This window comes from Arenibacter algicola, assembly GCF_000733925.1.
Classification (GTDB): Bacteria; Bacteroidota; Bacteroidia; order Flavobacteriales; family Flavobacteriaceae; genus Arenibacter; species Arenibacter algicola.
In genome coordinates, this window is the sequence record NZ_JPOO01000003.1 from 818,810 (window position 1) to 844,129 (window position 25,320).

The following is a 25,320-nucleotide window of genomic DNA, read 5'->3' on the forward strand; positions in this document are numbered from 1 at the left end:
AGTGAATACAGAAGCTATAAGAGCGAATGGTACCGGCCACGCATAGGCCAATTTTCCGGATACTTTTTATTTCTGCTGATTGACCAAAAGATTTTTCGAGTTAATATTCTATTCATTTGACGCATCCTTTATTTAAAACTTCCCCTAAATTTATGATTATGTGGAGCTAAAACAGTTTGCAGGAAATTTTAAAACCTTCCGAAAACTGCAAACAGAAAAAACTGAAAATTAGTCATCCAAGTTGGAATGGTGACATACCTATATTGTGATAATCAGGATTTAAGTGCATAAATCAATGTAAATATAATATTCCTCAGCCGGCAAATAATCAATTAAAATATAAAGTTATGAATCCTATTAACATTTTTCTAGCGGACGATGATGAAGATGATCGGGAACTTTTTATGGACGCCTTGTCCGAATTGCCAATTGAAACCTCGGTAAAACAATTTGAAAATGGGGTCGACCTAATGGCAGAATTATATTCTGGCAACCCCAAGCCAGACACCATTTTTTTAGACCTACGTATGCCCCTTATGGACGGATTTGAATGCCTAACGGATATCCGTAGCATCCCCGAATTGTCGGAAATCCAAATAATCATTTATTCCACATCGTTTAATCAAAATGAAGTAGACCAACTGAAAGAGGCCGGAGCAAATCTTTACATAAAGAAACCCAACTCATACAACCAATTGAAAACCGTATTATATAAATCTTTGAAGCCTTTTCAAAATACAACCTCAAAGACCAGTGATGATTTGAATTTTACGGTCATTGTCTAGAACTTTAACAATTGTACACATGGTACTTACTATCTAAACTTATCCCATTGGTTAAATTTAGTGGACTGGTGCTCAACCCCAAACATGAGAAGATATATTCTAATCTCAGCTGCTCCATAGCTTCAGGGTGTAAAAGATAAAATTAGCGTCTTTTAGTCCTCCAACGGAAGATATATATTAAAAGTGGCACCCTTGCCCAGTTCTCCTTGCGCCGTAATAACGCCACGGTGATTCTCTACAATACGTTTAATAATAGCTAGTCCTATGCCTGTTCCGGGATATTCTGTTCTCCCATAAAGGCGCTGGAATAATTCAAAGATCTTTTCACTGTATTTTTGTTCAAAGCCTATCCCATTGTCCGAAAAAGTGATATGGCAATATTTAGTGTCGTCATCAAAGTTTTGCCCTTCCAATACATTACCACTAACACACTCGTTTTTCATAGTTATGTAGACCGGTTCTTCTGGTTTTGAAAACTTTAAGGAATTACTTATCAGATTATAAAAGAGCTGTTTAAATTGAAATGGAATTATACTGACCATGCAAGCTTTATCCGTTTCGATAATGGCATTTTTCTGAAGAAGTTCCTCGCTTAAGTCTTGTTTAACTTGCTCAATGATTAGATTAAGATTGGTTTTTTCAAAATCGCCTTCCAAATTGTGTGTGCGGGAATAGGCCAACAAATCATCTATGAGAGACTGCATCCGTTCTGCGGAAAGTTGCATCCTTTTAAATAGATATTTTCCATTTTCGGAAAGGGTATCCTGATCCTTTTCGATTATCCTGGAAGCAAACGTTTGAATTTTTCTTAAAGGCTCCTGCAAATCATGACTTGATATGTAAGCAAAGGATTGTAGTTCCTTGTTCATTTTCTGCAGTTCAATGTTCTTTTGTTCCAGCTCGGCCTTCTTTTCCTTAAGTGCATCATCCGATTCTTTCTTCTCAGTAAGGTCATGGGTTACTTTTGAATACCCTATTACCTCCTTTTTTTCATTATGTACTGCAGTGATTACCACGCTTGCCCAAAACAATGTATTATCCTTTCTTACACGCCACCCTTCCTGTACTGCTTTCCCCTTTCTGGCAGCCAGGCCCAATAATCTATTGGGAAGTCCGCTCTTTCTATCCTCCTCTGTATAAAAGTTGGAAAAATTCTTACCGATTATCTCCTCTGCTTTATAGCCCTTAATTTTTTCTGCCCCCGTATTCCAGTTCTCCACAATTCCATCCGGGTTCAAATAAAGAATGGCGTAGTCCTGCACTTCCTCTACCATTAGGTGGTAGCGCTGTTCGCTTTTTTTAAGCGACTCGTTCAATTCCAACAGCTCGGCAGTACGTTCCTGAACTTGTCTCTCCAATTCATCAAGGAAAATTTTCTGTTCCTGTATATCGGTGCTACTACCTACCCACATTTGTATAATTCCGTCATCATTGCGTTGCGGCTTGGCACGGCTCAACTGCCATCGGTATTCACCATCATGTCTCCTAAAACGATGCTCCAGTATAAAATCCTTCCCTGTGGCAATCGAGTTCTCCCATGTTTTAAAATTTCTTTTCCTGTCGTCCGGATGCACCATCTGTAACCATCCTTTCTTCTTTAATTGATCTTGCGACAATCCAGAAAATTCAAAAACCGATTGGTTAAAATAATTCAAATTGCCTTCTGGATCTGCGGTCCATACAAATTGAGGAAGCGAATCGGCCAGTAGTCTGAATTTTTTTTCACTTTCCTCTATTTTTTTTCGGGCAATTACTTGATCTGTAACTTCAATGCCCAAGGCCATTATTCCTTCAATTTTCCCAGTATTATCTAATAGTGGTTCGAAGCTGAAGTTGAGATAAGCCATATTCAATTCTCCCTTCCTCATGATTTGCACGGGAAATTCTGAAGTAGAAAAAGTTTTGGTAGTGTTGTAAACCTCGTCCAGCAACTCTTTAATACCTTGCGATTCAAGTTCTGGCATGGCTTCCAGAATTGGTCTTCCCAATACTTCACCCTCCATTCTATCCCACATTTCCAGTGCAAGGGAATTTGCCAATTCGGTTACATGGTCCTTGCCCTGAAATATAGCTATCGCTACAGGTGCTTGTGCAATCATTGTGCGAAGCCTGCGTTCACTTTCCTGTAATTCTTTTTTTGTAATTACGGTTTCGGTAGTTTCTGTGCAAGTAACAACTACGCCATTAACCTTGCCAAAATCATCAAAAGCGGCACTGTAGCAGAAGGTCCAATATACGTCCTCCATGCTCCCATTGCGGTAAAATGGCACCAATTGGTCATTATATGAAACCGGTTTTGCGGTACTTACTACTTCATTGATCAAGGGACCTATAAAATCCCATATCTCTGGCCAAACTTCTTTGCCTTTTTTTCCAATAGCCGGATGTTTACCTTCTATCCCTAGACTTGGTCTGTAAGCATCATTATAAAAACAGATAAGCTCATCACCCCAAAAAAGAAACATAGGATAGGATGAGTGCAAAATTATGGCCAGGGTAGTACGTAAACTTATAGGCCAATCACTTATTTGCCCCAGGGTTGTTTTATCCCAGTCCATCTCCCTAATAATCTCGCCCATTTGGCCACTATTCTCAAGGAACGAGAGATTATTTGCTTTATGGGTTGGGTTCAGTTTCATTTACTTAAGGTTGTATCACAAATTCTTCTCTAGAGGCTTGTAGTACTCTTTTTTGTTTTATCAGTTCGATCGTCCTACTTATTACTCTTTTAAGATTTGAAAAATCGGCTGGTTTCCTAATATAGTATTGTGCGCCTTGGCGGTATAGTTGGTCCATGACATCAATATTGGAAGAAGTGGAATATATTATTATGGGCAGATGCCTAAATTTTTCACATTGCTTTATTTCCAATAAACACTCCGTTCCCGATTTTCGGGGCATATTCAAATCCAGAAAGAGCACTTGTGGTAGGTTGGGTAAATTATTTTCAAGAAAATCCATTAGCTCTACCCCATTGTTAACCGTTTTCAATGTTGCACACAAAGCAAGCTCATCTAAAGCTTCCTTAAAAAACATGCAATCGTCTTCATCATCGTCGGCAAGAAGTATTTGAAAATCGCTATTGGCCATGTATAATTGATTTAGATAATGAAATTAACCTTAACCCCTTAATTCCATTTAGGTAAAAATAAACAAAAATAATGGCCAATTAAATTTAGACTGAAATTGTTTATAAAGGGCATATTCATTGGTCTCTTGAATACAAAATATAATGGATCTTTTGGACCTTCGATTATTTTTGGCTCAACTTCCTTGCATTTATACGGAAAGGCTTATACCTTTAAAAACAAATGTGTTGTTAATACAAATTTCATTAGTTATGGCATTGCCAAGCTCCACTGTACTTTAGAATGCCATATGAACAATTCCAAAATCAAAACCCTAACTCCCAAGGCATATCTTAACACTCTTATATTCATACATGCTGCATTGCTTATTGGAGTTTTGTTGTTTACCATTTTCATCTATGCAACCGGGGAAGGTTTTTTGATAGATTTTACCAAAGACAATAATGTATTTATATATCTTGTCCCAACCATTGCCATGTTGAGCTATTTTATAAGCAACTACGTTTTTGGCAAACAATTAAAGGACTTAACAAAACTTAACTCTTTAAAAAGCAAATTGATGCTCTATCTACAGGCATGTGTGGTAAGATATGCTTTTATAGAGGGTGCAGCAATATTGAGTACTATTGCATTTAGGTTGAATAACCACATTTTTTATCTGGTTATTTCCTTACTTTTAATTCTTTATCTTTTTAAGCTTAGGCCCACCAAGGACAAGGTTATAAACGAGTTGCAATTAAAATTAAAGGACCAACAGTTTTTCCAACAAGAAAACGGGGAAATTAAATAAACTAAAATTGGATATTACCAATAGCTTGGCATATGTAACACCTATACAATGGGCATCAAAAATAAAATATACAACAGTATAGATACGATTATTATAGGATCTGGTGCCGGCGGATTATCTGCAGCCATTTGTCTATCCAAAGCAGGTCAGCGGGTATTGGTATTGGAACAGCACGATGTTCCTGGTGGCTGGTGCCATAGCTTCTATTTAAACGGCCACCGTTTTTCTCCAGGAGTCCATTATGTTGGACTGCTCGGCGAAGGAGAGTCTACAAGAACCCTGTATGAGGGATTGGGCGTGGCCAATGATCTGGTTTTTTTTAGAATGAATCCCAAGGGATATGAGCACTGTTTTATTGGAGAAGAAAGAATTGACCTGCCGGGAAATTTCAATGATCTGAACACTTCCCTTGGGTATAGGTTCCCTAAGGAAAAAAAGCGTATCGATCATTATTTGAAGCTGGTCAGGAACGTTTCCCGACAAATACAACTGATACCCAAGATAAACGGTTTTTGGGACCATATCACCATCCCTTTTAGAACCAAGCATATGGGCAAGTTTGCGCTGTTCAGCTTAAAGCGGGTTATTAACTGGCATATAAAAGACCCCCTACTTCAAAAAGTACTCAATATACAATGGGGAGATCACGGATTGGCTCCATCTCAGGCGAGTTTCCCTTTGCACTGTGCTGTTATGGACCATTATTTTAGCGGTGGCTACTACCCTATGGGTGGCGGAGCTGCCATTGTAAAAGCCATGACCAAGGCATTACAAAAAAATGGTGGAACTATACGTACAGGTACAGCCGTAAAAAGCATTCTTTTGAAAGGGGATAAAAAGAAAAAAGCCATTGGGGTGGAATTGAAAAATGGAGAGAAAATATATGCGACCCGAATCATTTCCAATGCTGACCCAGGGATTACCTATTTGAACTTGGTGAAAGAACAAAACCTAAGTGCCAAGCTTCTTAAAAAGCTAAAAAAAACAAAGTATTCCTGTAGTTCCTTAATGCTTTTTCTAACCGTTGACACGGATGTTCGAAAATTAGGAATGGACTCGGGCAATATATGGTTGATGGACAATAGGGATATGGATGACATTTACGAAGAGATGACCGCGGTTGATATCACCAAAAGTAAGGTGTTCCCTGGATTGTTCATTAGCTGTACCACGCTAAAAGATCCCACAAGTTTCGATGGAAAACACCACTCCCTTGAAGTCATTACCTATATTAATCCCGATTCATTCTCCAAATTTAACAAAGAGGATAAACAGCGATCACAGGAATATTTGGAATTCAAGGAAATATTGACCTGTAAAATGATAAATACCTTGGAACGTGCCCTACCAGGTATTAGTGATCATATTGTTCACAAAGAATTGGGAACACCCATCACCAACAAGTACTACTTGAATGCTACCAATGGCAGCGTTTATGGTACCGAAAAGAGTTTTGGACAGATAGGTCCCTTTGCGTTCAAGGCTAAGAGCGAAATTGAAAATTTGTATATGTGCGGTGCAAGTATCCAATCCCATGGACTGGCCGGCGCTAGCTATTCCGGGGTCCAAACGGCAGCCGCCATTCTAAATTGTAGACAGGATGATCTAATAAAACCAGATGATTCCCAAAACATCAGGATCTTTGAAGCAGAAGACCATTCCGGCTATCCAAAAGATATCCAACAAAAAATAAATTTGAGAAAAGCGAGACGACTATCAAATAAAAAAAGCATAACAACCCAACCCTAATTTAAATATTAACATATCTTCCAATCAATTTTATCAATATGAAAGCATTAAAATTATCAATGGCGTTATTTGCACTAACCGTTTTCACTATGAACAATAGTTATGGACAGGATTGGCCCAATCTAGAGCACTTTTCAGAAGATAACAAAAAGGTGGGAATGCCGGCTCCCAATGAAAATCGTGTGGTATTCATGGGCAATTCCATTACCATAGGCTGGCTGAACAAAAGGCCGGAGTTCTTTGAAGGGAAAACCTATATCAACAGAGGCATTAGTGGGCAGACTACACCCCAGATGTTATTGCGTTTTAGACAAGATGTAATTGACCTGAAGCCTAAAGTTGTGGTTATTTTGGCAGGAACCAATGATATTGCCGGAAATACAGGACCTTCAACTCCAAAAATGATATTGGACAATATAAAGTCCATGGCAGAACTTGCCAGGGCCAACGATATTAAGGTTATTATCTCCTCCGTACTTCCTGCCTTCGATTACCCATGGAAACCTGGATTAAATCCCAATGAAAAAATACCTGCACTCAACAAACTTCTAAAAGAATATACGGAAGCAAATGGTCATATATATCTTGACTATTATACAGCAATGGCTGATAATAGAAACGGACTTCCAAAAGAATACGCTCATGATGAGGTTCATCCTACCCCCGAGGGTTACGCCGTTATGGAACCATTGGTGGAAGAAGCAATAAGACGAGCTTTGCAATAGGGTTGGATTTTCTTACCTTTTGAAAAAAATATTCTGTGAGGTATTTTTAATTTAAATCCCGGCTAAGAATGAGAAAACTACTCTTTATATTTTTGTATACAAGTATTTGTTTGGGCCATGCACAAGATATTTTTGAGGTAAAGGGACTTTGTATAGCCGCGCCCAATGCTGATAGTGTAACCGAGTTTGTGAAATTCGTTGATGAAGAATTGGGTCCTATTGGCATCAACACCTTAGTACTTCGGGTAGATTTTAATTATGCCTATGAATCAAGACCGGAATTAAGGGGCAATAACCCATTGTCTAAGGAACAAATAAAGGAATTGGTAGCTGTTGCCAAAAAACACCATATAAATCTAATTCCCCAAGTAAATTTATTCGGACATCAGAGTTGGGCAGAAAAAACCAATAAACTACTGGAAGTATATCCCGAATTTGATGAAACGCCACATATTAAAATACCTGAAAAATATGAATGGCCCAATGCTGATGGACTCTACTGCAAAAGTTATTGCCCGTTACATCCGGAGGTGCACGATGTGGTGTTTGATCTGGTAGATGAAATTATTTCCGTCTTCGAAGCCAAAGCCTTTCACGCAGGAATGGACGAGGTATTTTACATAGCGGATGAAAAATGCCCCCGTTGCCAAGGAAAAGATCCTGCTACAATATTTGCGAATGAGGTTAATAAAATAAGTCGACATTTGGAGATCAAAAACAAGCGACTTTGGATTTGGGGCGATCGTTTAATAGATGCATCCACTTCCGGCATCGGAATGTGGGAGGCCAGTATGAACAACACTTCCAGGGCCATAGACCTAATTGATAAATCTGTAGTGATTTGCGACTGGCATTATGAAAAGGCATTACCAACCCCTGCCCTATTTGCCCTTAAGGGATTGGATGTTGTAGCCTGCCCTTGGAAGAAGCCAGACGTTGCCAAAGAACAGGTTAATATGATGTATAAATTTAAAGAAAACGCAACTCCGGAAATGAAGGAACACTTTTTGGGTATGATGCATACAGTTTGGTCTTCTGCCAGTGAATTCATAAAAAGCTATCATACCCAAAAGGACAAAGAAATCAATCCAGTTACCCAAGAAGTCTGTTTTAGGGCAATGATGGCCGCAATAAAGGATGTAGAAAGAATTGGTAAAAACGTCAATTAGATTTTACATAAAACTGCCTGGGTCATCCGCTATCCAAAACACTTAATTCCCAAGCCTTAATTGACCATATAGCGAAATATATTTCTACTTTTGACAAATGAATAAAAGTAGTATCAGCATTCTTATTCCTTATAAAAATACCGCGGAATTTCTACCGGACTGCATACAATCCATCATCGACCAAACACATGAAGACTGGGAAATTCTGGCTGTAAATGACCATTCTACCGACAATAGTTTGGATATCATGTATTCATATGCACAAAAGGATACCAGGATCAAGGTATTGATAAATGAAGGCAAGGGAATTATTGAAGCCCTTAGAACAGCCTATTCGCATTCCCAGGGCACCTATATAACCAGAATGGATTCTGATGACGTTATGTCCCCAAATAAATTGGAAACCATGGTTAATTCCCTTAAAAACCATGGACAGGGACATGTAGCTCTAGGAAAAGTGAAATACTTTTCAAAAGAGGGGGTTGGGGATGGTTACAAGAGTTATGAAAAATGGTTGAACCGCTTAACGGAAAAGGGATTAAACTATTCTGAAATATATAAGGAATGTGTAATACCCTCCCCATGTTGGATGGTAGATAGGAAAGATTTGGAAAAGGCCGGGGCATTTGCTTCGAACCGCTATCCTGAAGATTACGACCTAGCCTTCCGTTTTTATGGGCAGGGTCTAAAATGTATTCCAACCAATGAGCTTCTCCACTATTGGCGCGATTATGGCCATAGAACATCCCGAACCAGTGAACACTATGCCCAAAACTATTTTTTGGACATTAAACTCCATTATTTCCTAAAACTTGACCATGACAATCGAAGCCCTTTGGTACTATGGGGTGCAGGTAACAAAGGGAAATCCCTGGCCAAAAAACTTCTAAAAAAAAACATAGCTTTTACATGGGTATGCAACAACTCCAATAAGATTGGTTTGGATATTCATGATAAAAAGATGGATCACTATCTAGAAATAAACAATCTACAAAATGCCCAAATTTTAATTACTGTTGCCAACAAAGAAGCGCAGGAATTTATAAAGGAATATTTGTTGGCACAGGGAGAAAAAACTGTACAAGACTTTTTCTTTTTTTGCTGAACTTAATATTGAGCCTCATCTTTAAAAAATATTCCTCCTATTTCCAATAACTTAATTAGCCCACAGATGGACAATAAATTTAAGACTGCCTCGAAATTCTTTTCTTATATTTGAAAAATTAAATTTAGGAATGCTTTTTAAACATCCGGAACTGCTTTGGGCCCTTTTACTTCTCCTTATTCCTATTTTTATTCACCTTTTTCAACTACGTAGATTTAAGAAAACCCCATTTACTAATGTAAAAATCTTAAAAAAAGTAGTGGCGGAATCCAGGAAGAGCAACTCATTAAAAAAATGGCTCCTTTTAATTACCCGACTATTGCTCCTAACTGCACTTATAATTGCTTTTGCCCAACCCTTTATTCCAGGGAAATCTGCGCTAAAAAACAACGAAACAGTCATTTACCTTGATAATTCCCTAAGTATGCAGGCCAAAATGGGAACAGCTACCTTATTGGAAAATATGGTTCAAGGGATACTAAAATCTGTTCCTGAGGAAAATGTTTTTACACTTTTTACCAACGATAAAATATATCGGGAAGTCCGTATTGGCGACATCAAAAATGATTTGCTTGCCCTGCCCTATTCCAAGAACCAATTAAAGCTTAAAGAAATTAATTTAAAGGCCAAAACCTTGTTCTCCGGAACTGAAGGCACGCGAAAAGATCTGGTCTTGATTTCCGATTTTCAAATAAGTATCAACACACCCATTACAGACTCGCTTCCCGATATAAATAGACATTTGGTAAAATTGGCACCGGAGAACCTAGTCAATATTTCAATTGATACTGTTTTTATCAATTCCATATCCTCAGATAATTTGGATTTAAAAAGCATTCTCTCTACCAATACAGAATTGGACAATTCTCCTGTTTCCCTATACAATGGAGAAAAATTAATTGCAAAAACATCGGTCACCTTCAATAAGAATAAAAAAGGCGAGGTAATTTTCACCATTCCGGCAAACGAACTTATAAATGGAGAAATTGTAATCTCCGATTCAGGACTTAATTATGACAATAATCTTTACTTCAATTTAGGCAAACAAGATAAAATTAAAGTACTATCCATAGGGGATGCCGATAATAATTATTTAAGGCGTATTTTTGGGGAGGAGGTATTTCAGTATTCCAACTTAAGCTTAAAGTCACTGAATTACAGCCTTTTGGAATCACAAAATTTGATTATACTCAATGAACTTAACTCCATCCCCGTAGCTTTGCAAAATGCCCTGCAAGCATTTAAAAATACCGGAGGCAGCTTAGTAATTATTCCAAGTGGCCAAATTGATTTGGAAAATTACAATTCCTTTTTGATGGGACTTTCCAATACTATGTTACTTTCTTCGGTTACGGAAGAAAGAAAAATTAGTCAGATTGCCTTTGCCCATCCCCTGTATAAAAATGTATTCGAAAAAGAAGTAACCAATTTCCAATACCCCTCCGTCAAATCATTCTATACTACTAAATCGGCCATACCAAAAATCCTTTCTTACCAAGGTGGTGATCCATTTCTGGTAGGGGAAGACGGCTTTTATTTATTTACAGCATCGATATCCAAGGAAAATTCAAATATTTTAAATTCTCCCTTAATTGTCCCCACCTTGTACAACATGGGTATGGCAAGTCTTAAAATTCCGAAGATTTATGAGATGATAGGTGGCAAAACCACTGTTGATATTCCTATTGATCTTACAAAAGATAGGATTTTGAAAGTGTCCCAAAAAGATTTCGAATTTATACCCTTTCAACAGTCCTATACCAACAAAACCACCTTAACTTTTGATGATTATCCTGAGGTCTCCGGGATATACGATATAACGGACGAAGGAAAGGTAGTTAAGCACATCAGCTTCAACTTTCCAAGGGCGGAAAGCCAGTTACAATATATGGATCTCGATGAACTCAAAGCTAGTGGTAAAAATGACAATGTTGAAGCATTGTTCCAAAATATAGAAAAAGACAATAGCGTCAACGAGCTTTGGAAATGGTTTGTTATTTTAGCATTAGCATTTATATTTATTGAGGTTCTTATCCAAAAATTTCTGAAATGAACATACTTTTAAAATCTGCCAAGATAGTTGCTCCTAACAACAAGGAACTTCATTTAAAAAAGCGCGATATATTTATAAAAAATGGGGTAATTGAAGATATTGCTGCCAATTTGGATGTTCAAGGAAAAACTAAGGTCATCCAATATAAGAACCTACATGTATCCCTTGGATGGTTCGACTCTTGCGTAAGTTTTGGCGAACCGGGCTATGAGGAAAGGGAAACCATTGAAAATGGCCTATATACAGCCGCAATGAGCGGTTTTACGGATATTGTCCTAAACCCCAATACCAATCCCCTTCCCGATAGCAGCTCGGATATTGTCTTTTTGAAGAATGCCTCCAAAAATGCGGCCACTACCCTTCATGCTTTGGGAACTTTGACCGTTAAGTCTGAAGGAGAAAGCTTGGCCGAACTATATGATATGAAAACCGCCGGTGCCGTTGGGTTTTATGATTACAAATTGCCTTTAAGGAACTCGAACCTTTTAAAAATTGCCTTGCAATACGCCCATAATTTCAATGGACTTGTACATTCTTTTCCTATGGATCTGCAGATTGCCGGAAAAGGAATAGTCAATGAAGGTGAAGTATCTACAAAATTGGGGTTAAAAGGAATTCCCAATTTAGCCGAGGAGCTAAATATTGTCAGGGATCTGTTCATATTGGAATATACGGGAGGAAAACTACACATCCCCACTATTTCAACGGCCAATTCTGTGAAACTCATTGCGGAAGCCAAAAAAAAGGGATTGGATGTTAGTTGTAGCGTGGCAGTACACAACCTATGCTTCACCGATGATACTTTGACAGAGTTCGATTCCCACTTTAAATTGATGCCTCCACTTAGAACCCAATTAGACCGCAAGGCTTTGATTAAGGGACTAAAGGATGGAACCATAGATTTTGTTACCACAGACCATAGACCTATGGATATTGAGCACAAAAGAGTGGAATTCGATAATGCCTCGGACGGCACCATAGGCCTAGAAAGCGCTTTTGGAATGTTAAATCAAATTTTTGATCTTGATACCACCATTTCCCTTTTGACCAAAGGTCGCGAAAGATATGGTATTGAAACACCTGTGCTGAAAGTAGGTGAAAATGCAGCGCTTACCCTATTTGACCCCGATCAGGAATATACCTTTGAAGATGAGGACATTTTATCCAATTCAAAGAATAGTTGTTTTGTGGGAAGTAAACTTAAAGGAAAGGTTTATGGAATTGTTTCCAACAATCAAATAATTAACTAAATTTATAGGAACTAAAATCTAAACCATGGACCAGAAAACTATAAGTGAGGGAAAAACTATGGCATTAATCAGTTATATTACTGTTATTGGTCTGCTTATTGCCTTTATAGTAAACAGTGATAAAAAAAATGAATTTGTCAAATTCCATATTGGACAATCTTTAAGGGTGTGGATCTTGGCCATTGCACTTTCTATTGTCCTTGGACTTATAGCTGTTACAATGGGGATGGGATTCCTTAGAATATTACAGTGGGCCCCATGGGTTTTGGCTGTAATGGGAGCCATTAATGCCTACAATGGCAAATTGGAAAAATTACCAATTATTGGATCTATTGGAGAATAATTATTAGGATCAATAAATTCATAGAGGTCTAATAAGGGCCTCTTTTTTTGTTCAAATTTTAAACTTGACTAACTTTGCCTCTATGGATAATGTAATTAAGGAAGGAAAGACTACGGCAATTGTAGCTTACCTCACTATGGTAGGGGCGTTGATTGCCATATCGATGAATTCGGATCCCAAGAACGAGTTTGCCCGGTTTCATACCCGACAGGCTTTTGGATTACATCTCGTTTTCCTTGGCTTTGCTCTTTTTTTAAGTAATTGGTACAACGAATATGCCTGGTATGGCCTCTACGTTTTTTATATAGTACTTTGGTTCTATGGCTTTCTCGGAGCCCTGAACAACAAGAAACAAGAGGTGCCCGTACTTGGTCCCTATTTTCAAAAATGGTTCACTTTTATATCTTAGAATGACTACAGCTCCCCTTTCATTGGAACATCTTATTAGACCATCAAATATTACCGAAGGCAAGCCTCCCGTGCTGTTCATGTTCCACGGCTATGGAAGCAACGAGGAAGATCTGTTTTCCTTTGCCTCAGAACTGCCTCAAGAACTTTGTATCATATCCGTAAGGGCCCCCTACCCTATGCAACCCTATGGTAATGCATGGTATGCCATTAACTTTGAAGCCGAAAAAGGCAAATGGAACAATGAGGAAGAAGCAGTCCTTTCCAGGGATAAAATTAAAGTGTTTATAGAGGAAGCTTGCAAAACCTATGGCTTGGACGAAAAAAATGTGACCCTATTAGGGTTCAGTCAAGGTACCATACTAAGTTATGCGGTGGCCCTATCCTACCCTGAGTTGGTCAGGAATGTAATAGCCCTAAGTGGCTATATCAATGAAAACCTTATGTTGAAGAACTATCAGGGAAACAACTTCAAAAATTTAAAGATCTATGCCTCCCACGGAAGTGTAGACCAGGTAATCCCTGTTGCTTGGGCCCAACAAGCCCCCGGTATTTTAAATAATCTAAACATAGACCATGTATATGAGGAATTCCCGGTAGGCCATGGTGTGGCCCCACAAAATTTCTACTCCTTCAAGACATGGCTTCAGGATAAAATTTAATTGCTACGGGTGTACAATAAGTGGTCCATCAAAGAAAAATCCACACCCAGATCATCCTTAAGTTCATACTTGATCAATACTTCGCCCCAATATTTCCCATCCGAGAAATCGGCCAAAATCCATTTATGGTTTAAAATCTTGATCTTGTTTATCTTGAAATCGTTTTCCATACCCTCATAAGGGATTAGGGGGTTATCCCCTTTACTTTCATTGGTCTCCAATAATTTATCCGATATATAGAGACTGGGATCCTTCAAATTTAAATGGTCGTAATAGGCCAAGGCATCATCATTGTTTTCCAAAGAAAAATATTGGTTGTCCAAAACCTTTATATGCAGTTTCTGTATGGAATCCTCCAATTGGGAAAGCTTCTCCTCCTGGGCCTCTATTTTTGTGTTTTTAGCCTTCACCATATTATTGGTACTTACAAATTGGTAAAGTGCTATCAGTGAAACGAATATGAACAAATACAAGTAAATCTTATGTTTCATTCCCTTATTTTCTTTTTATTGGTTTAATACTAATTTTTAAGTTGAAATATTTCCCTGAACCATCTTCTATAGGGTTGTTTAAACCTCTATAACCAGATTGTCATATGCCAAATGCACATTTTCTGGAAGCAGTTTCTCCACCTCATCATGAAAACCCAATAAGTGGCTTATATGGGTCAAATAAGCCGTTTTAGGCTTTACGATATCGATGAATTCCAAGGCTTCCTCCAAATTAAAATGGGAATGGTGTGGTTCTATCCTCAGGGCATTGACTACCAGTGTGTTAACCCCTTTTATTTTTTCCATTTCTACTTTTTCCATGCTTTTGACATCGGTTAGATAAACAAAGTCCTGTATTCTAAACCCAAAAACCTGTAATCTATTGTGTTGCGCCTCCACAGGTATGGCCATTAAGTTTCCGATCCTAAAAGGTTTATTGTTTTTTATGGTATTGATCTCTACGGCCGGAGCACCTGGATATCGATTTTCATCGGCGAAAATATAATCGAACCTTTCCTTGATCGAAGTCACAACCCGTTCATGGGCATAGATAGGAATATCCCCCTGTCTAAAAAAAAAGGGTCTTATATCATCTATTCCCGCAGTATGGTCGGAATGTTCATGGGTAAATAAAATTCCATCTATCTTTACCACATTATTGGCAAGCATTTGCTGTCTAAAATCGGGGCCACAATCTATTACATAATTATAGGAATCCCAAGAAACCATTACCGAAACCCGTAGCCGTTTATCCTTGGAATTATTGCTTAAACAGACCGGGTGTTTGCTCCCAATTACGGGGATTCCCTGCGATGTTCCAGTACCTAAAAAAGTTATTTTCAATCTTATATCTATTTAATCCAAATTTATAACTATTTTATTTAATAGATAACTCAATCTTTTTAACTTTGCTACAAGCAAATAAGACACTATGTCCAATATTTTTAAGAAAGAAATCGCTTTTACCAATGTTCCGTCCATTAAGGCAAAAACCTTAAGGATAAATTTGAATCCAGATATTTACGGTACATTTTCTGAAATAGGTGCAGGACAAGAAACTTCCGCGCACTTTTTTAGGTCGGGCGGTGCTTCTGGTACCATTGCAAAAGCGATGAGTGCATACGATAAGGATTTTAGTGATGCTATTTATGGTATAGAGGAAGACGGTAGGTATGTAACCCAGTCCAGGTTAAAAAAAATGTTGGCCCATGAAATGGAAAACATGGACAATAGGATAAGCCGGGAAAAACATCCCGACAGATTGTTTTTTTCCTATGCCAATACGGTTGCTACTATTGATTTCTCCAAGAGATACAAAGGGCACGGATGGATCGGAATACGTTACCAATTGGATCCCAAACAAAAAGAATTAAACGAAATTATCCTGCATATCCGCTTTAAACAAAATGAAGCGAGGTTGCAACAGGAAACCTTGGGTATTGTTGGTGTCAATCTTATTTACGGTGCATTTTACAAATATGACAAGCCTAGAAAATTACTAAAATACCTTTATGACCATATTGACAAGGATACGGTTGAAATAGATATGGTTAATTTTTCTGGACCTAATTTTGCAGAAGTCGATAACAGGTTAATGAGTTTACAGCTTGTTAAGAATGATATGACCGATGCCGTAATGTTTGGACCTGATGGCAATAATCTTTTGCCGGCGACCATTCTTTACAAAAAAAATATTTTGGCTTTACGAGGTAGCTTTAGACCGGTGACCAAGGTTAATATGGATATGTTTAAAAAATCCTATGAAATATTCATCAGGGAGCCCAGTGTTGAGGAGGAGAATACCGTAGTAATTTTTGAAATTACCCTTTCCAACCTTCGAGCTTCCGGAGAGATAGACGAACAGGATTTTATGGATCGGGCGGAACTATTATGTTCTTTGGGCCACACGGTAATGATTTCGAAATTTCAGGAATACTTTAAACTCGTTGAATATTTTAGCAATTATACCAAATCCAAGATTGGCCTTACCATGGGGGTAAACAATTTGGTCGATATTTTTGATGAAAAATACTACCGCCATCTTAGTGGTGGTATCCTAGAGGCATTTGGTAAATTATTCTTTAAAGATCTTAAAGTTTACCTATATCCAATGCGCAATGAGGAGACTGGTCAAATTATGACAAGTAACACCATAAAAGTCCATCCTAGAATGAAAGAATTGTACAAATTCTTCAAATACAATGGCAAGGTCATGGACATTATAGATTACGACCCGGAAATACTACATGTTTTCTCCAGGGATGTTCTCAAAAAAATAATCAACGGCGAAGAAGGTTGGGAATCCGTGCTTCCTGAGGGAATTGCGGAAATTATAAAAAAGAAGAAACTTTTTATTCGTAAACCCATAGAGGAAGAACAGGAAAAAGTGTAACACATCAAAAATCTTTAACAAGGGGCTGTCTTAATATTTTAATTTAGGATAGCCCCTTGTTTATATACCTCCCTTTATAGAAGTTGTGCAGCGTGATCTTTGGTCTTTACCTTGTCTATCACCTTTTCTACAACGCCGTCCCCATCAATTACAAAAGTCATTCTGTGAATACCGTCATATTTTTTTCCCATGAACTGTTTTGGCCCCCAAACCCCAAAAATATTAATGACGGTATGGTCTTCATCCGCTAATAATGGAAAGGGAAATTGATATTTATTTTTAAAATTTAGTTGACGTTTCTGTGAATCGGCGCTGACACCTAGGAGCTCATAACCTTCAGCTTTTAGTTCGGCATAATTATCCCGTAAATTACAGGCTTCAGCCGTACATCCGGGAGTACTTGCCTTTGGATAGAAAAAGACAATTAACTTTTTATCTTTATAGTCGGAAAGATTAATAATATTACCGTTTTCATCCTTGGCCGAAAATGTGGGCACCTTATCCCCTACTTTTAAAGTCTTCATAGTTAAATTTTAAGTAAATTTATATTTAAAACACACCCAAACGAATGGGCGTTGCTATATTTATATTTTTATAAAATTACGCAATAAATGACGAAAGCGGAAAAAGTAAACTTTGCCATTGAAACTTTACAAACAATATATCCAACCATCCCAGTTCCGTTAGACCACAAAGACCCTTATACGCTACTTATTGCAGTATTATTATCTGCGCAAAGTACAGATGTTAGGGTTAATCAGATTACGCCTTTACTCTTTGCCAGGGCAGATAATCCATATGACATGGTAAAAATGACAGCTGAAGAAATAAGGGAAATTATTAAGCCCGTTGGACTATCACCAATGAAATCCAAAGGAATCTATGGACTATCCAAAATCCTAATTGAAAAATATGACGGACAGGTTCCACAAGAAATGGAACTTTTGGAACAATTACCTGCAGTAGGTCATAAAACAGCAAGCGTGGTGGTCTCCCAAGCCTTTGGTATACCGGCTTTTCCGGTAGATACCCACATACATAGACTTATGTACCGCTGGGGGTTTTCCAATGGTAAAAATGTAGTACAAACTGAAAGAGATGCGAAAAGATTGTTCCCGAGAAAATTATGGAACGACCTTCATTTACAGATAATATGGTACGGAAGGGAATATTCCCCTGCAAGAGGGTGGAATTTGGAAAAAGACATAATAACCAAAACAATAGGAAGAAAAAAAGTTTTGGACGCCTACTACAAAACAAAAAATCCCAACGCTTAGTTGGGATTTTTTAGTCTAGTTTAAATTATTTTCGAATTGAATATTACTATATTCAACTATTTGCAAAGATTTGGAATAGCCAATCAAAAACTTAATAGTTTCAGGACTTGCTTTGGCAAGTTTACACTTGTGTTGATTCTCAGAGTAAATTTTTTCCATAAGATTATAGTATTGTTATGTTAAGATAACGCTACTAAAATGGAAATATTGTCCGGTTCGTCCTATGACCTATTAATTCGTTAAAACGATATTATGTTTTTCAATGATTTTTCTAAGGTTTATAAGCGCGTATCTCATTCTTCCCAAGGCTGTATTGATGCTAACCCCAGTGTTTTCAGAGATCTCCTTAAAACTCATGTCCCTGTAAATACGCATTAAAAGAACTTCTTTTTGATCGTCCGGTAATTCTTCGATCAATAAGGTAAGATCAGAATCTATTTGATCCTTGATAAGTTGTTTTTCTACATTAAGTTTATCATCACCAATTACGGAAAAGATATTAAAATCATCATTCCCCTCAAACATTGGCATTCTTTTGTTTCTTCTAAAGTGATCTATTACCAAGTTATGGGCTATTCTCATAACCCAAGGCAAAAACTTGCCTTCCTCGCTATAATTTCCCTTTTTCAAGGTCTTGATTACTTTAATAAAGGTGTCCTGAAAAATGTCCTCTGAAACATCACGGTCCAATACCTTGGAATAAATAAAGCTACTAATACGCTGGTTGTGCCTGTTGATCAAAACCTCTAAAGCTTTTTCATTACCGTTGATGTAATCCTTTACTAATACTGAGTCATCTATTTGCAGTTCCATACAAAATATTGTTTTTGGTTAAACTAGGGGGCCTCACCTTTCGGTTCGGACTTTTTTTATTACTTCTTCTTTTTCGAAGACTTTAAATCTTCATTGTTAATTAGTAACAGGATAAAAGTATATAAATGGTAAGCTGTGCAAAAAACTATGTTGTAAAACCCCCGTTAATTGATGTCAAATGCCAATTTTCTTATTTTACGCATAATAATTTGGAAAAATTGAAGTTGAAAGGGCCTGAAGAAATTAATGTTGGAACTATTTATTATTGTCAGCTGCCGGAAAGATAATATCACCTAAATATAAGGAATATAGAAAACACTGTACAGTTTATTGTAATTGGCCCATAAAAGGGAGGTATGGTTATAGACGTAATGGGAGATGCAATCTATTGGAAAACAAAATATTGGGAGTTTACTTTCAGGCTATGGCCTTTTAAAGCCATGCCCATCTGCTTATGTAACCATTACGTCACTGTAGAGACCTAACAGCTAATGTAAAACTGTTGTAAGTTTTTAGTTTAGGCAATGTTCATCCAATTCATCATTACACTTGTCACTTTTAATAATGTAAAGGGATTTAGAGTAATTCAACAAAAAATCTATCTTGGACCTGCGTGTAGACATTAATTTACAATTGTTCTTTGTAGTAACGTTGAATTTCCCCATAATAATATATTGTTATTGTCAAATAACGCAAGTGTTATGAAGAAATTAACCAAAAGGGGTTGTAAGACCTATTAATTCGTTAAAATAATGTTGTTCTTTTCTACAATCTTCCTAAGGTTGATAAGTGCATAGCGCATTCTGCCCAAGGCAGTGTTAATACTTACCCCTGTATTTTCAGATATTTCCTTAAAGCTCATATCCTTATATAGGCGCATTTCCAAAACTTCCATCTGATCTTTTGGCAATTCCTTGATAAGTAGGGTAAGATCCTGATCTATCTGGTCTTTGATAATTCGTCTTTCAGCATTTAACTGATCATCGCTAATTATGGAGAATATATTGAAATCATTGTTGCCTTCAAATCTGGGCATTCGTTTATTCTTTCTAAAATAATCTATTATTAGGTTGTGGGAAATACGCATTACCCAAGGCAAAAATTTTCCTTCTTCATTATAATTACCCTTCTTAAGGGTTCTTATAACCTTTATAAAGGTATCTTGAAAAATATCTTCTGTAATTTCCCGATCTTGTACTTTGGAATAAATAAAACTGCTAAGTCGCTGGTTGTGTCGGTCAATTAGTTTTTCCAGGGCTCTTTCGTCCCCGTTCATGTAGTCTTTTACTAATACTGAATCTTCTATTAATAGTTCCATACAAATTACTTTTTTGAGGCTAAAATTCCATACCTGTTTGTGTTACAAGTGTATTTTTTAGCAAAATTTTAAAAAAGTAATTTTGTTACGTATAGGCTATTTAGGGTTTATTATGCATCAAATATAAAAAAAAATAAATCGAATCAAACTACTTTCCTTCAATGAATATAATTTAGTTGTAGGACAAAGGCTACTAGCGAATAAAACTCACATATCGTATCTTTGCAAACTTAAATACGAGCATGACCACTATAACAGACGTTAATCCCAAGCATAATATTATAATTAAAGGGGCAAAGCTCCATAATTTAAAGAATATAGACGTTGTAATACCACGGAATAAACTAGTGGTCATTACAGGTCTGTCCGGTTCGGGAAAATCAAGTCTGGCCTTCGATACCCTTTATGCCGAAGGACAAAGAAGATATGTTGAAAGTCTCTCCTCCTATGCCAGGCAGTTTTTAGGAAAATTGGACAAGCCCAAAGTGGATTATATTAAAGGTATAGCTCCGGCCATTGCTATTGAACAAAAGGTAAATTCTACCAATCCCAGATCTACCGTGGGAACCACTACGGAAATCTATGACTATTTAAAATTAATGTTCGCCCGTATTGGCAGAACCTTTTCCCCTATATCGGGCAATGAGGTTAAAAAGCATACCGTTTCGGACGTGGTAGAGCATATTAAAACCTTTGGGGAAGGCACAAAATTACTTTTGCTTGCACCTATTAGAATTAGTGCCGATAGGGACCCTTATAAATCGCTTCAACTGTTTTCCAAGCAGGGATTTGCAAGAATATTGTACAATGGAGAGGTTGTTAGGATAGATGAGGACCTAAAGGATGTAGGCCGGGAATTTGAACTGGTGGTAGACCGAATTATATATAAAAATGACGAAGATTTTTTTAATAGGTTGGGCAACGCCATTGATACGGCATTTTTTGAAGGAAAGGGCGAATGCATCGTTCAGGAACTTGCAACGGGCCAAAATACCCATTTCAGCAATAAGTTTGAATTGGACGGAATGCAATTCCTAGAACCCAATGTTCATTTGTTCAGTTTTAACAACCCATATGGGGCCTGTCCCAAATGTGAGGGCTATGGGGATGTTATTGGCATAGATGAGAACTTGGTTATTCCCAACACCTCTCTCTCGGTATACGAAAACGCTATTTTTCCGTGGCGAGGGGAAAGTATGGGATGGTACAGGGATGAATTGGTGAATGTGGCCTATAAATTTGATTTTCCAATCCATAAACCCTGGTATCAACTATCCGATGAACAAAAGCAACTTGTTTGGGATGGAAACAGCTATTTTACCGGTATCCATAAATTCTTTGGAGGCCTGGAAGAAAAGAGCTATAAAATACAGAACAGGGTAATGCTATCCCGATATCGAGGTAAAACCAAATGCAGTACCTGTAAGGGAAGGCGTCTAAGAAAGGAAACAGACTATGTAAAAGTTTCGGGGAAATCTATTTCCGACCTTGTGGAATTACCTATAGAAGACCTTATCCGCTTCTTTAAGGCCATTAAACTTAGTTCCAACGACGAGAAAATTGCCAGCAGATTACTTAGGGAAATAGAAAGCCGATTGGGGTTTCTATATAATGTAGGACTAAGTTATTTAACATTGAACAGAAAATCCAATTCCCTGTCCGGTGGGGAAAGTCAACGAATAAATTTGGCAACCTCCTTGGGCAGTAGTTTGGTAGGCTCCATGTATATATTGGACGAACCCAGTATTGGCCTTCACCCAAAAGATACCGAAAACTTAATAACCGTTCTAAAATCCTTGCGCGACTTGGGCAATACCGTAATTGTGGTGGAACACGATGAGGACATTATGAAGGCGGCAGACGAGGTAATCGATATTGGCCCGGAAGCGGGCACGCATGGCGGGGAAGTCGTAGCCCATGGTACCTTGGATGAAATTCTTAAATCCAATTCCCTTACAGCGGCTTACCTAAATGGTTCCATGGAAATTGCCATACCAAAAACAAGGAGGCCTTTTAAAAATTACATAGAAATAAAAGGAGCTCGGGAAAATAACCTTAAAAATATTGATGTAACTTTTCCTTTGAATGTATTGACCGTCATTACCGGTGTATCGGGCAGTGGCAAAAGTACTTTGGTAAAAAAACTATTATACCCTATAATCCTAAAGGAACTCGGCGGCTACGGAGAGAAAGCTGGGCAGTACAGCTCCATGGAAGGTAAATTTCAATCTTTAAAGCACGTAGAATACGTTGACCAAAACCCCATTGGTCGATCTTCCAGATCCAACCCTGTTACCTACATTAAGGCTTATGACGATATCCGTAATCTTTTTGCCAACCAGAAATTAAGCAAGCTAAGAGGGTATCAGGCCAAACATTTTTCTTTTAATGTTGATGGTGGCAGGTGCGAAAAATGCAAAGGTGAGGGCGAGATTACCGTGGAAATGCAATTCATGGCCGATGTACATTTGGAATGCGAAATCTGTAATGGAAAAAGGTTTAAAAAGGAAGTATTGGAAGTAAAATTTGAGGACGCTAATATAGATCATGTCCTTAATATGACCATTGATGATGCCGTAGCTTTCTTTGACAAAAACAATCAATCCAAAATCGTAACCAAACTAAAACCGCTTCAAGATGTTGGGCTAGGCTATGTAACCTTGGGACAGTCTTCCTCTACCCTTTCGGGTGGCGAAGCACAGCGCATTAAACTGGCCTCATTTTTGGTAAAGGGGAACACCAAGGACAAAGCCCTATTTATTTTTGATGAACCCACCACAGGTCTCCATTTCCACGATATCAAAAAATTACTCAAATCGTTTGACGCATTAATTGGCAAAGGACACTCAATAATCGTAATTGAGCACAATATAGACTTGATCAAATGCGCCGATTACATCATAGACCTTGGCCCGGACGGAGGCAATAAGGGAGGGCAACTATTGGTGCAGGGAACCCCGGAAATTGTGGTAAAGAACAAAACTTCCTACACGGCACAATATTTAAAAGAAAAACTGTCCAACTAGATCTAGTCCGTGGTTTTTAGTTTGATTTTTATAGCCCCTTAAATGAACTACTTATCCCCCTTGAACCTTGAACTTTCAATATTTTTTTGCTGCCCACTGTATACTGATTACTTTTAACAGGTTTTATGTTTCAATACCAAAAATAGGCCACTGCCCACTGTTTTCTGAATACTGAATACTATTTACTGGTTACTGATAACTAACTACTGATCTCCAGTTTCAGGCTTGATGCTTCCATTTAATTAACTCTGCCAATTGCCCACTGGATACTGATAACTGACGACTGATTTCGGGCTATTGGCTGATGCTTTTTGCCCAACAGTTCCTTGTTCATTCAACCTACTTATTGCACAAGGCAATAAAACAATAAAATATATTATACTGATTATCAATACGTTAAATTGATATTTAATTTTTTGGCATGCTGTTTGGTATATACAAATTGAATGTAAATAGTTGCATTCAAAATTAAAACCTTATATCATGAGAAATTTAATACTCCTTTTTACAGCGCTTATATTAGGTACTTCAGGTTCCAAGGCAGCTTCAGTGGAAGATAAGGTTGCCACAAGCAATACTTATAGAAATAATAACTCATTTATTTTTGTTGAAAATGGCATCACATTTTCAGTTTATCCTGATGGGGAGTTCGATTTCTATATTGACAATAGAGGTGGCGTAAATGCCAATGTAAATTTTGGACATACCAATATTACTTTTAATTCAGGTTACGATTACAACCCATATGTACAGTATGACGATTACGGTGCAGTTATACAAGTTGAGAATGTTCCCATCTACTATGACTACTACGGTAGGGTAACCCAAATTGGGGATGTAGATATCAACTATAATAGTGGTAGGGTATCCAGAGTTGGTGGTCTTTATGTATACTATAATAACCGTGGACTTTACAGCCATCATAGGGGATTCATCAATATCTACAACAGACATTATGTGTACAGCCCTTTCCACAGCTATTTTGTAAGACCGGCCATAGGCTTTGGTCTGGTATTCGGCAGCCCATACAGAAGATATTACGAACCTGTGAGATACACCTATTATAGACCATATCATCACAATTACAGGAAAGCATATGCTAAAATAGGCCACCATTACAAATACAATAAAGGGCATCACCATAAGAGAAGTACCATTTACAGAAACGACAAAAGAGTTGCCGTTAGGGATAATGGTTACAGAAACAACAGTAACCTGCGATCCAACCGTTCTGTAACAAGTAGAAATGATGGTTATAGAAATAGCAATACTGTTTCTAGAAGTACAACATCCAGAAGCAACAATGTTAATGGCAGAGACAATAATGTTTCAAGATCTACCACTCAACGTAGCAATGGAAACGCTACCGTAAAGAGAAGTACCACAGTAAGGAGCAGTTCTCCCAGTTCTAGAAATGACAAATCGGTTTCCAGAAGTTCTTCGATTCGCCAAAATGATAAGGGTAATGTTCAAAGAACCGTAAATAGAACAACCACTACAAGGAGTAGTAATGGCAGCGGAAGTTCTGTAACAAGGAGCAAAACAGTGGTATCCAGACCTTCCGGTAATACCAGGACAACGGTAAAAAAGGAAGTGAACAGAAGTCCAAGAAATACTTCGATAAGTAGAAGTTCTTCAAGTAGAAGTAATAGTGGTTCATCTGTAAGGAATACTACTGTAAAACGACCAAATATACAGTCAAAAAGCAGTGTAAAAAGAACGGTGGCAAGATCCTCCAATAGTGGTAGTGCAAGAAAAATTTCAACAGCTTCCACAAGAGGAAGAAGTTCTAGAAGTAATTAAAAATAGTTTTTAGGTTGGTTAGTTGTTTAGCCCCGTAGCGAATTCGTTCCTGCGGGGTTTTACTTTATAAAG

22 protein-coding genes are annotated in these 25,320 nt (G+C 37.7%); 15 read left to right on the top strand and 7 right to left on the bottom strand.

The genetic code is table 11. The features are described from left to right. Positions 1–347 precede the first annotated feature (347 nt). Positions 348–785: a response regulator gene (locus U735_RS0113810; protein WP_031444387.1), complete on the top strand. Its 438-nt coding sequence runs from the start codon at positions 348–350 to the stop codon at positions 783–785. A gap of 152 nt (positions 786–937) precedes the next feature. Here the strand turns inward: U735_RS0113810 and U735_RS25040 are convergent, their stop codons facing one another. Further along, positions 938–3,424 (bottom strand): PAS domain-containing sensor histidine kinase, encoded by a 2,487-nt coding sequence (locus U735_RS25040; protein WP_051892150.1) that lies wholly within the window; start codon positions 3,422–3,424, stop codon positions 938–940. A 4-nt stretch (positions 3,425–3,428) separates the two neighbouring features. Continuing rightward, entirely contained in the window at positions 3,429–3,875 is a 447-nt protein-coding gene (locus U735_RS0113820) for a response regulator (RefSeq protein WP_031444389.1), read from the bottom strand. 288 nt (positions 3,876–4,163) lie between these two features. Here U735_RS0113820 and U735_RS0113825 point away from each other — a divergent pair, with 288 nt between their 5' ends. The 10 genes from U735_RS0113825 to U735_RS0113870 all read left to right on the top strand — a co-directional run bounded on the left by U735_RS0113825 (position 4,164) and on the right by U735_RS0113870 (position 14,128). Next, positions 4,164–4,664 carry a hypothetical protein gene (locus U735_RS0113825; RefSeq protein WP_146032788.1) on the top strand — a complete coding sequence of 167 codons (501 nt, stop codon included), beginning with the start codon at positions 4,164–4,166 and terminating at the stop codon, positions 4,662–4,664. A 48-nt stretch (positions 4,665–4,712) separates the two neighbouring features. Continuing rightward, positions 4,713–6,413 (top strand): phytoene desaturase family protein, encoded by a 1,701-nt coding sequence (locus U735_RS0113830; protein ID WP_031444391.1) that lies wholly within the window; start codon positions 4,713–4,715, stop codon positions 6,411–6,413. 38 nt (positions 6,414–6,451) lie between these two features. Next, the gene (locus tag U735_RS0113835) at positions 6,452–7,138 is read left to right on the top strand and encodes an SGNH/GDSL hydrolase family protein (protein ID WP_031444392.1); all 687 of its coding nucleotides are present in this window, start codon (positions 6,452–6,454) and stop codon (positions 7,136–7,138) included. Between the two features lie 68 nt (positions 7,139–7,206). After that, positions 7,207–8,307, top strand: coding sequence for a family 20 glycosylhydrolase (locus tag U735_RS0113840; RefSeq protein WP_051892151.1), 1,101 nt, complete (start codon positions 7,207–7,209; stop codon positions 8,305–8,307). Positions 8,308–8,404: 97 nt separating this feature from the next. Beyond that, the gene (locus U735_RS0113845) at positions 8,405–9,412 is read left to right on the top strand and encodes a glycosyltransferase family 2 protein (RefSeq protein WP_031444394.1); all 1,008 of its coding nucleotides are present in this window, start codon (positions 8,405–8,407) and stop codon (positions 9,410–9,412) included. A 130-nt stretch (positions 9,413–9,542) separates the two neighbouring features. Then, positions 9,543–11,465, top strand: coding sequence for a BatA domain-containing protein (locus U735_RS0113850; RefSeq protein ID WP_031444395.1), 1,923 nt, complete (start codon positions 9,543–9,545; stop codon positions 11,463–11,465). Further along, entirely contained in the window at positions 11,462–12,715 is a 1,254-nt protein-coding gene (locus U735_RS0113855; protein ID WP_031444396.1) for a dihydroorotase, read from the top strand. Before U735_RS0113850 ends, U735_RS0113855 begins: the two co-directional genes overlap by 4 nt. A 25-nt stretch (positions 12,716–12,740) precedes the next feature. Next, complete coding sequence (locus U735_RS0113860; RefSeq protein WP_031444397.1) at positions 12,741–13,058, top strand: DUF4870 domain-containing protein; 318 nt, start codon at positions 12,741–12,743, stop codon at positions 13,056–13,058. Positions 13,059–13,140: 82 nt separating this feature from the next. Next, positions 13,141–13,467, top strand: a complete 327-nt coding sequence (locus U735_RS0113865; RefSeq protein WP_031444398.1) for a hypothetical protein — start codon at positions 13,141–13,143, stop codon at positions 13,465–13,467. Position 13,468: 1 nt separating this feature from the next. Further along, positions 13,469–14,128, top strand: coding sequence for an alpha/beta hydrolase (locus U735_RS0113870; protein WP_031444399.1), 660 nt, complete (start codon positions 13,469–13,471; stop codon positions 14,126–14,128). Here the strand turns inward: U735_RS0113870 and U735_RS0113875 are convergent. Then, on the bottom strand, positions 14,125–14,619 hold the full coding sequence (locus tag U735_RS0113875; RefSeq protein WP_031444400.1) for a hypothetical protein: 495 nt from the start codon (positions 14,617–14,619) through the stop codon (positions 14,125–14,127). The genes U735_RS0113870 and U735_RS0113875 overlap by 4 nt on opposite strands. A gap of 78 nt (positions 14,620–14,697) precedes the next feature. Further along, positions 14,698–15,462 carry an MBL fold metallo-hydrolase gene (locus tag U735_RS0113880; protein ID WP_031444401.1) on the bottom strand — a complete coding sequence of 255 codons (765 nt, stop codon included), beginning with the start codon at positions 15,460–15,462 and terminating at the stop codon, positions 14,698–14,700. Between the two features lie 88 nt (positions 15,463–15,550). On the opposite strand from U735_RS0113880, the gene U735_RS0113885 reads away from it, so the two are divergent. Then, positions 15,551–17,011 (top strand): nicotinate-nucleotide adenylyltransferase, encoded by a 1,461-nt coding sequence (locus U735_RS0113885; RefSeq protein WP_031444402.1) that lies wholly within the window; start codon positions 15,551–15,553, stop codon positions 17,009–17,011. Between the two features lie 74 nt (positions 17,012–17,085). Here the strand turns inward: U735_RS0113885 and bcp are convergent, their stop codons facing one another. Next, positions 17,086–17,535, bottom strand: coding sequence for a thioredoxin-dependent thiol peroxidase (gene bcp, locus U735_RS0113890; protein ID WP_031444403.1), 450 nt, complete (start codon positions 17,533–17,535; stop codon positions 17,086–17,088). Between the two features lie 87 nt (positions 17,536–17,622). Here bcp and U735_RS0113895 point away from each other — a divergent pair, with 87 nt between their 5' ends. Continuing rightward, positions 17,623–18,288, top strand: coding sequence for an endonuclease III domain-containing protein (locus tag U735_RS0113895; RefSeq protein WP_031444404.1), 666 nt, complete (start codon positions 17,623–17,625; stop codon positions 18,286–18,288). Positions 18,289–18,519: 231 nt separating this feature from the next. On the opposite strand, the gene U735_RS0113905 is transcribed toward U735_RS0113895, so the two are convergent. Together U735_RS0113905 and U735_RS0113915 are read right to left on the bottom strand one after the other, a co-directional pair. Continuing rightward, positions 18,520–19,101, bottom strand: coding sequence for an RNA polymerase sigma factor (locus U735_RS0113905; RefSeq protein ID WP_031444405.1), 582 nt, complete (start codon positions 19,099–19,101; stop codon positions 18,520–18,522). 736 nt (positions 19,102–19,837) lie between these two features. Further along, positions 19,838–20,419, bottom strand: a complete 582-nt coding sequence (locus U735_RS0113915; protein ID WP_031444406.1) for an RNA polymerase sigma factor — start codon at positions 20,417–20,419, stop codon at positions 19,838–19,840. Between the two features lie 242 nt (positions 20,420–20,661). Between U735_RS0113915 and uvrA the strand changes: the two genes are divergently transcribed. Both uvrA and U735_RS0113925 read left to right on the top strand, forming a co-directional pair. Next, positions 20,662–23,445, top strand: coding sequence for an excinuclease ABC subunit UvrA (uvrA, locus tag U735_RS0113920; protein WP_031444407.1), 2,784 nt, complete (start codon positions 20,662–20,664; stop codon positions 23,443–23,445). A 483-nt stretch (positions 23,446–23,928) separates the two neighbouring features. Further along, positions 23,929–25,248: a hypothetical protein gene (locus U735_RS0113925; protein WP_031444408.1), complete on the top strand. Its 1,320-nt coding sequence runs from the start codon at positions 23,929–23,931 to the stop codon at positions 25,246–25,248. Positions 25,249–25,320 lie beyond the last annotated feature (72 nt).

Coding starts and splice junctions, on each gene's coding strand:
- U735_RS0113845 (WP_031444394.1), top strand. CDS start 8,405: ATGAATAAAAGTAGTATCAGCATTCTTATTCCTTATAAAAATACCGCG.
- U735_RS0113860 (WP_031444397.1), top strand. CDS start 12,741: ATGGACCAGAAAACTATAAGTGAGGGAAAAACTATGGCATTAATCAGT.
- U735_RS0113870 (WP_031444399.1), top strand. CDS start 13,469: ATGACTACAGCTCCCCTTTCATTGGAACATCTTATTAGACCATCAAAT.
- U735_RS25040 (WP_051892150.1), bottom strand. CDS start 3,424: ATGAAACTGAACCCAACCCATAAAGCAAATAATCTCTCGTTCCTTGAG.
- U735_RS0113820 (WP_031444389.1), bottom strand. CDS start 3,875: ATGGCCAATAGCGATTTTCAAATACTTCTTGCCGACGATGATGAAGAC.
- U735_RS0113825 (WP_146032788.1), top strand. CDS start 4,164: ATGAACAATTCCAAAATCAAAACCCTAACTCCCAAGGCATATCTTAAC.
- uvrA (WP_031444407.1), top strand. CDS start 20,662: ATGACCACTATAACAGACGTTAATCCCAAGCATAATATTATAATTAAA.
- U735_RS0113895 (WP_031444404.1), top strand. CDS start 17,623: ATGACGAAAGCGGAAAAAGTAAACTTTGCCATTGAAACTTTACAAACA.
- U735_RS0113865 (WP_031444398.1), top strand. CDS start 13,141: ATGGATAATGTAATTAAGGAAGGAAAGACTACGGCAATTGTAGCTTAC.
- U735_RS0113885 (WP_031444402.1), top strand. CDS start 15,551: ATGTCCAATATTTTTAAGAAAGAAATCGCTTTTACCAATGTTCCGTCC.
- U735_RS0113830 (WP_031444391.1), top strand. CDS start 4,713: ATGGGCATCAAAAATAAAATATACAACAGTATAGATACGATTATTATA.
- U735_RS0113915 (WP_031444406.1), bottom strand. CDS start 20,419: ATGGAACTATTAATAGAAGATTCAGTATTAGTAAAAGACTACATGAAC.
- U735_RS0113905 (WP_031444405.1), bottom strand. CDS start 19,101: ATGGAACTGCAAATAGATGACTCAGTATTAGTAAAGGATTACATCAAC.
- bcp (WP_031444403.1), bottom strand. CDS start 17,535: ATGAAGACTTTAAAAGTAGGGGATAAGGTGCCCACATTTTCGGCCAAG.
- U735_RS0113810 (WP_031444387.1), top strand. CDS start 348: ATGAATCCTATTAACATTTTTCTAGCGGACGATGATGAAGATGATCGG.
- U735_RS0113875 (WP_031444400.1), bottom strand. CDS start 14,619: ATGAAACATAAGATTTACTTGTATTTGTTCATATTCGTTTCACTGATA.
- U735_RS0113850 (WP_031444395.1), top strand. CDS start 9,543: ATGCTTTTTAAACATCCGGAACTGCTTTGGGCCCTTTTACTTCTCCTT.
- U735_RS0113840 (WP_051892151.1), top strand. CDS start 7,207: ATGAGAAAACTACTCTTTATATTTTTGTATACAAGTATTTGTTTGGGC.
- U735_RS0113855 (WP_031444396.1), top strand. CDS start 11,462: ATGAACATACTTTTAAAATCTGCCAAGATAGTTGCTCCTAACAACAAG.
- U735_RS0113835 (WP_031444392.1), top strand. CDS start 6,452: ATGAAAGCATTAAAATTATCAATGGCGTTATTTGCACTAACCGTTTTC.
- U735_RS0113925 (WP_031444408.1), top strand. CDS start 23,929: ATGAGAAATTTAATACTCCTTTTTACAGCGCTTATATTAGGTACTTCA.